At 64.1% G+C, this 7217-nt stretch carries 8 protein-coding genes and 1 pseudogene; 6 read left to right on the top strand and 3 right to left on the bottom strand.

Going from position 1 to position 7217, the window contains the following annotated elements; translation table 11 throughout:
* Both A5681_RS26355 and A5681_RS06965 read left to right on the top strand, forming a co-directional pair.
* The coding region (locus A5681_RS26355; RefSeq protein WP_156737886.1) for a hypothetical protein at window positions 1-90 on the top strand (90 nt) is incomplete at its 5' end.
* A 142-nt stretch (window positions 91-232) separates the two neighbouring features.
* Window positions 233-1141, top strand: a complete 909-nt coding sequence (locus A5681_RS06965) for an alpha/beta fold hydrolase (RefSeq protein WP_082968229.1) — start codon at window positions 233-235, stop codon at window positions 1139-1141.
* Between the two features lie 470 nt (window positions 1142-1611).
* Here A5681_RS06965 and A5681_RS06960 read toward each other — a convergent pair whose 3' ends face one another.
* Together A5681_RS06960 and A5681_RS06955 are read right to left on the bottom strand one after the other, a co-directional pair.
* Window positions 1612-2445, bottom strand: coding sequence for a mycofactocin-coupled SDR family oxidoreductase (locus tag A5681_RS06960; RefSeq protein ID WP_067271212.1), 834 nt, complete (start codon window positions 2443-2445; stop codon window positions 1612-1614).
* Between the two features lie 38 nt (window positions 2446-2483).
* Entirely contained in the window at window positions 2484-2801 is a 318-nt protein-coding gene (locus A5681_RS06955; RefSeq protein WP_067271209.1) for a 2Fe-2S iron-sulfur cluster-binding protein, read from the bottom strand.
* A 132-nt stretch (window positions 2802-2933) separates the two neighbouring features.
* Here A5681_RS06955 and A5681_RS06950 point away from each other — a divergent pair, with 132 nt between their 5' ends.
* From A5681_RS06950 to A5681_RS06940, 3 genes are read left to right on the top strand one after another with little or no spacing between them, the layout of a single operon-like run.
* Window positions 2934-4559 (top strand): flavin-containing monooxygenase, encoded by a 1626-nt coding sequence (locus A5681_RS06950; protein ID WP_067271205.1) that lies wholly within the window; start codon window positions 2934-2936, stop codon window positions 4557-4559.
* The gene (locus A5681_RS06945; protein WP_067271202.1) at window positions 4559-5359 is read left to right on the top strand and encodes a mycofactocin-coupled SDR family oxidoreductase; all 801 of its coding nucleotides are present in this window, start codon (window positions 4559-4561) and stop codon (window positions 5357-5359) included. Before A5681_RS06950 ends, A5681_RS06945 begins: the two co-directional genes overlap by 1 nt.
* A 12-nt stretch (window positions 5360-5371) precedes the next feature.
* The gene (locus tag A5681_RS06940; protein WP_067271198.1) at window positions 5372-6226 is read left to right on the top strand and encodes an SDR family oxidoreductase; all 855 of its coding nucleotides are present in this window, start codon (window positions 5372-5374) and stop codon (window positions 6224-6226) included.
* A 35-nt stretch (window positions 6227-6261) separates the two neighbouring features.
* Here A5681_RS06940 and A5681_RS06935 read toward each other — a convergent pair whose 3' ends face one another.
* Entirely contained in the window at window positions 6262-6831 is a 570-nt protein-coding gene (locus A5681_RS06935) for a thioesterase family protein (protein ID WP_231996231.1), read from the bottom strand.
* 222 nt (window positions 6832-7053) lie between these two features.
* On the opposite strand from A5681_RS06935, the pseudogene A5681_RS27050 reads away from it, so the two are divergent.
* Window positions 7054-7217 (top strand): annotated as a pseudogene (locus A5681_RS27050) (hydroxylase); the annotation flags it as partial.

The raw sequence follows: 7217 nt of genomic DNA, 5'->3' as shown, positions 1-7217 counted from the left end.
CGTGCCGGTCAGCGCAAACTCATCGGCGGTCAAGAGGACCAACTCATCGACATCGCGCTGGAGATCAAGCGCGAGCAGCACACGGCGTGACAAACCTGGTTGACGGCAAGTCGGCTGTGCAGCAACAGGTTTCGCCGACCGAGTCGTCGGACCACAGTCCGCCGTGACGACACTATCCGGCGCCAGTCATCACACCACCCGGTCAGCGGAACACCGCGGCGTGCCACCCGCAATGCCGTGGCAGGCTGACACCGTGACAGACACTTCCGAAGGGGTCTTCCTAGGCGAGCAAGACGTACGCGAAATCCTGCTACCGCAAGGGGTTTTGCGCTATTACGACACTGGCCCGGAGGCCACGGCGGCGCGGCCGCTGCTGTTTCTGCATGGCTCGGGTCCCGGAGTCACCGGATGGCGCAACTTCCGCGGCATACTGCCCACCTTCGCAGAGCACTTCCGCTGCATCGTCCTGGAATTTCCCGGTTTCGGCGTCAGCGATGACTTCGGCGGCCACCCCATGGTTATGGCATTTGGCACCGTATCGCCGTTCTTGGATGCGCTTGGTGTCGAAAAGGCGCACATCGTCGGCAACTCGATGGGCGGGGGTGTGGGCATCAACTTCGCTATCGACAACCCCGACCGTGTCGACCGGCTCGTCACCATCGGCGGGATCGGCATCAACATCTTCAGCCCTAGCCCGAGTGAGGGCATCCGGCTGTTGCAGGAGTTCGTCGAAGACCCGACTCGGCAGCGGCTGGTCGACTGGCTCAAATCGATGGTGTACGACCAGTCCCTGATCACTGACGAACTGGTCGAGGAACGCTGGCAATTGGCCATCGATCCGGACACCCTGGCCGCGGCGCGCCGCATGTACGGCAAAGCGGCGTTTGCCGCGATGAACACCGCGATGGCCGCCTCGGAAAACCCGATGCCGTGGGCAGCCTTGCACAAGTTGACTGTCCCCACGCTGCTTACATGGGGTCGCGACGACCGAGTGAGCCCACCGGATATGGCGCTGATCCCGATGCGCACCATCCAAGACGCCGAACTTCACATATTTCCTAAGTCCGGGCACTGGGCGATGATCGAAGCGAAGCAAGCCTTCGAAAGCACCGTGCTGGCGTTCCTCTCACGGCAGCATTGATGAAGCGGCGACGGGAACGCCGCGTCACCAGTCCTGCCAAGGGATGATCGTACGCAGCGGCGTACTGATCACGGTCTGCCCCAATGTTGAGGCCGGCAATCGGGTTTCGGCTGCAGCGACGCAGTCACGCACACGCCTCGCGGTAGCGATCGGTTCACCGTCAAGGTAGAGCACTCGGAGTCCACGCCCAATTGCTCCCAGTCCCGTACTGTGTCGGAAACGGGATTGCGAAACCAATACATGGCGATGTAATCCGTGTCCGCCTGCTCAGGCTCAGCGATCGAGTCGGCACGGCACTCAGCAGTCCGCGCCCACCGATCACCCCACGCGACTCCCGGTAGCGCCAAGCTCTCCGGTCGATGGTCGAGTTAATGCCATTCGTTGTAACGGCGGTGCAGATCCGGCTCAGGATCGTCCAACGCAACGAAGGAAGAGAAAGCCAGCGGAGCGTCTTTCACGTTGCACCCTCCTCATCGTTGAGTCGCACCAGCGTCGACGGGCAGCGTGACCGCGGTGATATAGCGCGCCTCGTCGGAAGCGAGAAACAAAGCGGCGTTGGCGACATCCACCGGTTCTACCCACGGCACCGCGAGCATGTTCATGCGAAGGGCCGCTTCCGCGAACTCGGCACGCGTCGGCGTCCTGTCGAGGCCGGGACAAAACGCGCTGCGCACTGCGTCGTTTTGAATCAACGGAGTGTCGACATTAGTCGGATGGATGCAATTGACTCGGACATCATGCGGCGCAAGTTCTTTGGCCAGGCTCTGCATCAGGCCGACCACGCCGTGCTTAGCCGCGGTGTAATGGGCGACCCCCACCAGTCCGCGAAGTCCCGCAATCGAATTGGTCAGGACGATCGCACCTCCACCTTGTGCGATCAGGTGCGGCGCAGCGGCCCGACGCGTGTACCACACACCAGTGAGGTTGACATCCAACATGGTGCGCCAGGCCGTTTCGGTGAGGTCGAGCGCCAGCGCACGCGAGGTGATCCCAGCGGTAGCGCACACCACGTCCAATCTTCCCAGCCGTCGCACACCCCGATCGGTGGCCGCCTGGACGCCGTCGAGGTCGCGCACGTCGACGATCTCGGTATGTATTTTGGCGCCGGTATCGCGCACTTGGGCCGCAGTGTGCTCGAGGTCGTCGACTGTGCTGTGCGGAACCACCACTGTGTCAACGGGAGCACACACGTCAACGGCGACGATATCGGCGCCCTCCTGGGCTAACCGCACCGCCTGCGCACGCCCGATTCCCCGCGCCGCGCCCGTGATCAGGGCCACCTTCCCGGCGACCCTGCCGGTCACGTCGCAACCTCCGTCATATCGCCGCGCCGTTCATGCGCCTAGAACTCAATGTGGATGTTGTCTGTCACTGGCCGGGCTTGACAGCCGAGGATCAAGCCGTCGGCGCGGTCTTCGGGTCCCAGCACATCTCCACCGGCCATCTCCACCTCCCCGGAAATCAGGGTCGCCACGCAGGAGCCGCAATGTCCTTCACGACACGAGTGCGGCACATTGATCCCGGCGTCAAGCATCGTGTCGACCAGGGTCCGATCGCGGCGCCATTGCAGTCGATGGAGAGCACCGTCCAACTCGACGTCGACGGTGGCTGCCTCGACGTCGGTGCACAGCGCAGCGCCTTGTTCTTCGACATCTGCCATGCGGCCGATCCTCGCCGCACTGGCGCATGATGTCTTGGTCGGATTCCGATGGACGGGAGACCGCCATCCCGGCGTCCAGTGACCGGGACGTCTCCTGCGATTCCGGGCGCAGCGGCTCTACCGTCGCTGTTCGTGACCAGTAGCACGAACGACGGGTTGGACCAGGGCATCGACGTGGTGGTCGTAGGTGCCGGCTTTGCCGGGCTTTACGCCCTGCACAAGCTGCGCGCCGACGGGTTGACGGTCAAGGTGTTCGAGGCCGGTCCCGACGTGGGTGGCACGTGGTATTTCAACCGGTATCCCGGCGCCCGCTGCGACGTCGAGAGCGTCGACTACTGCTATTCGTTCTCGGATGACCTGCAACAGGAGTGGGACTGGTCGGAGAAGTACGCCACCCAAGAGGAGATCCTGCGCTACATCAACTGGGTGGCCGACAGGTTGGATCTGCGCCGCGACATCGTCTTCAACACCCGTGTCACGTCGGCGGTTCTCGACGAGCAGCGGTTGCGCTGGACGGTGACCACCGATACCGGGCAGCGGGTGTGCGCGCGGTTCTGTGTGATGGCGACGGGCCCGTTGTCGGCGGCGATGACTCCACCTTTTGCCGGTCTGGACCGTTTCACGGGCGAGATCTACCACACCGCGGCATGGCCACACGAGCCGGTCGACTTCACCGGTAAGCGCGTCGCGGTCATCGGGACGGGATCGTCGGGCATTCAGTCGATCCCGATCATCGCCGAACAAGCCTCGCAACTTTACGTCTTCCAGCGCACCCCGAATTACAGTGTCCCCGCCGGTAATCGGCCTCTGACCGATGAAGACCGGGCCAGGGTCAAGGCCAATTACGCCGAACGCAGACGCTTATCGTGGCGCAGCGGCGGCGGCTCACCACACATCGCCCATCCGAAACTGACGATGCAAGCCACCCCCGAGGAACGACGCGCGGCGTTCGAAAAGCGCTGGGATCTCGGCGGGGTGCTGTTCTCCAAAACCTTCTCCGACCAGATGATCGACCCGAACGCCAACGAGGAGGCCCGCAAGTTCTATGAGGAGAAGGTGCGGGCCATCATCGATGATCCCGCGCTGGCCGAACTGCTGATCCCCACCGATCACCCGATCGGCACCAAGCGAATCTGCACCGACAGCAATTACTTTCAGACATTCAACCGCCCCAACGTGACACTGATCAGTGTGCGAGACACCCCGATTGAGTCGATCGATGCCACCGGTATCAACACCAGCAACGCCCATTACGACCTGGACATGATCGTGTTGGCTACCGGATTTGACGCGATGACAGGGGCATTGGCGAAAATCGATATCGTCGGCCGGGGCGGCAAGCGGCTGCGCGATGACTGGAGCAACGGACCGCGAACCTATTTGGGTCTGAGCATTGACGGCTTTCCCAACATGTTCGTCGTGTGCGGCCCCGGCGCGCCGGCGGTACTGGCCAACATGGTGCTGCACGCCGAGGCGAACGTGAATTGGATCGCCGAGTCGATCAGATATCTCGACGATCACGGCTACGCAGCGATCGAGGCGACTCCCGATGCAGTGGATAACTGGGTCGCCGAATGCGCGCGCCGAGCCGAGGCCACCCTGTTCACCAAGGCCAACTCTTGGTACATGGGCGCCAACGTGCCCGGCAAGCCGCGGGTGTTCATGTTGTTTCTCGGGGGGTTTGGAACCTACCTCGACATCTGCAACGAAGTCGCCGAGGCCGGGTACAAAGGGTTTGCGCTGATCAAGGCGCCCTGATGTCGGCTTTATGGGGTCGTGTAGCGCTGGTGACCGGCGCTGGGCGCGGCACCGGGCGCGCCCACTGCGAGCGACTCGCCAACGAAGGCGCCGACGTCATCGCGCTGGATGTCCCCGCGGCAGCGGCCGACCTCGAACAGACCGCCGCTGCGGTAGCACAGCGCGGCCGACACTGCGCGACGGGTCTTGCCGATGTCAGCGATCTGGGTGCTCTGACGGGCGCGGTCGATGCCGCCGTCGCCGACTTGGGACGCCTCGACATCGTCGTCGCCAACGCGGGCATCCACACGGCGTCGGCTCCGACGTGGGAGATCACTACTCACGACTGGCAGCAGACCCTGAATGTCAACGTGACCGGCGTCTGGCACACCATCAAAGCGGCCGTTCCGTACCTGGGCGAGGGCGGCGGGTCCATCGTGATCATCAGCTCCACCAACGGTATTCGCGGCACGGCCAACACCGCTGCTTACACCGCGAGCAAGCATGCCGTGGTGGGGCTGGCGCGCACGCTGGCCAACGAGCTGGGCCCGCGCGGAATTCGCGTCAATACTGTTCACCCGGGAGCCGTCGGGACGTCGACGGTGCTCAATGAGGCTACGTTTAAACGTCTTCGGCCCGACCTGGCCAGCCCGACGGCGGCCGACGCCGCTGAGGTGCTCACAGCTCGCCACCTGCTCCCGGTGCCGTGGGTGGAACCCGGCGACGTGGCCAACGCGGTGGTGTTCTTGGCCTCCGACCATGCCCGCTACATCACCGGCACCGAACTCGTCGTTGACGCTGGCCTCTTGGCCAAGACCTAACGGGCAACGCGGATGGGTACCTACGCCGTCACCGGATCGGCATCGGGCATGGGCCAAGTTGTCGTCCGCAAACTGCGGGCCGCGGGTCACCGTGTGATCGGCGTCGACATTCAGGACGCTGACGTCGTGGCCGATCTGTCTACTCCCGACGGACGGAGGGCGGCCGCCGCTTTCGTGTCCGCTGCCAGCGACGGTCGACTCGACGGTGCCGTGCTGGCCGCTGGTGTGGGTCCCACCCCGGGTCCGGGTAGCGCGAGCCGGATCCTGGCAGTGAACTTTTTCGGTGTGGTCGAGCTCGTAGAGGCATGGCAGCCAGCATTGGCGGCGTCCGGCGGTGCAAAAGTCGTTGTCGTGGGTAGCAATTCGTCAACGACGATGCCGTTGGTTCCCAAGCGCGCCGTGCGCGCGCTACTAGAGCGCGATGCCAAGAGGGCCGAGTGTGCGCTGCGAATGTTTCGAGCGGCCGCCCCCTCGATGGCCTACGGCGCATCGAAGATCGCGGTGGCGCGCTGGGTGCGTCGCACAGCGGTGACGCCTGCGTGGGCCGGTGCGGGTATCCGGCTCAACGCGATCGCTCCGGGCGCGGTGATGACCCCCCTGCTCGAGCGACAGCTCGCCACACCGCGCGAAGCCAAGGCCATCCGCTCGTTCCCGGTCCCGGTAGGCGGGTTCGGTAACCCCACGCATCTCGCGGACTGGATGGTGTTTATGTTGTCGGATGCCGCCGAGTTTCTCTGCGGCAGTGTAGTTTTCGTCGATGGCGGGTCTGATGCCTACTTCCGCGCCGACGACTGGCCCGCGCGCGTCCCCACTCCGCGACTGCCGCGGTATATGTGGCGGTTGCTGAGGTTTGGCCGCCGGCGATAGGTTTGACGGCGGTAATCACCGGGCCGCTGGCCGTTTCATTGTTGGCGTCGCACGCCCATCGCGCCGCAGACGGGCGCGGCCCACTCCAGGATCGACGAGTACCTGACGTGCTCGTCGAAAACAGCGGCGATGTCGACCGGCATCGTTACGGGCAGTCGGCGGGTGAGATCGACATGCACCAAGACCATCTCAAGTGTCGCCGATAGACGTTGCCGGTACCGATCCACAGCGAATGACATCATGTGCACCACCTTGGGTGAGCGGTCGAGGACGCGGGCGTAGAGATCGGCCGTGTCATCTTCGATCAGCTCGCTGTAGTAGCGCAGGTGGTGCTCGACGGTGAAGAGGCCGACCTGTCGATCAGCCCGGTAGGCGTCGTCGATCCCTATTTCACGCACCAACGCATCTGCGGCGGTCGAACCGAAATCCAGATAGTGCAGCACGTTCATGTGCCCGTTCCCATCGATCAAGTCGCGGGACACGGTTCGCGCGATGGCACAGGGCAATTGGGCCACTTGGGCCGCCGACGGCAAAATTTGTTTTTCCGGCATCGGGGCCTGCTGGTCGCGGCCGCATCCAGAGCCTGGTCCCTGGGCCTGGTCCATAGGCGCCGAGGGTAGGCCTATCGACAGGTCCCAGCTGCCCTCCCTCCCGGCTACCGGACGATGCCAGGAGGCTGTCGATGGTAACGGACCGCCGGCAACCTCGGTCGAGCGCGTGCGACACCTCACGTTCTGATCTCGGCGTCCGCTCACCGGGAACGGCGTCGGGTGCGGTGCAGACACCGATAGATCATTACTACGCCCACAGACGTAAAGGACGGGGATATGAGCGAGCGGGTTATCGACCGGGTCGTGGCGATGGCGGATCAGTTGCGCGAGCAGGCCCCCGAGGCCGAGCGGATCGGCCGCCTGACCGATGACACGGTCAAGCTGATGAAGGGCGCCGGCCTGATCCGGCTGCTGCAAACCAAGCAATATCAGGGCTTCGA

Source organism: Mycobacterium scrofulaceum, from assembly GCF_001667885.1.
In the GTDB taxonomy this organism is placed as follows: Bacteria; Actinomycetota; Actinomycetes; order Mycobacteriales; family Mycobacteriaceae; genus Mycobacterium; species Mycobacterium scrofulaceum_C.
The sequence above is the reverse complement of the archived record's forward strand: the minus strand, read 5'-3'. Positions and strand labels throughout refer to the sequence as shown.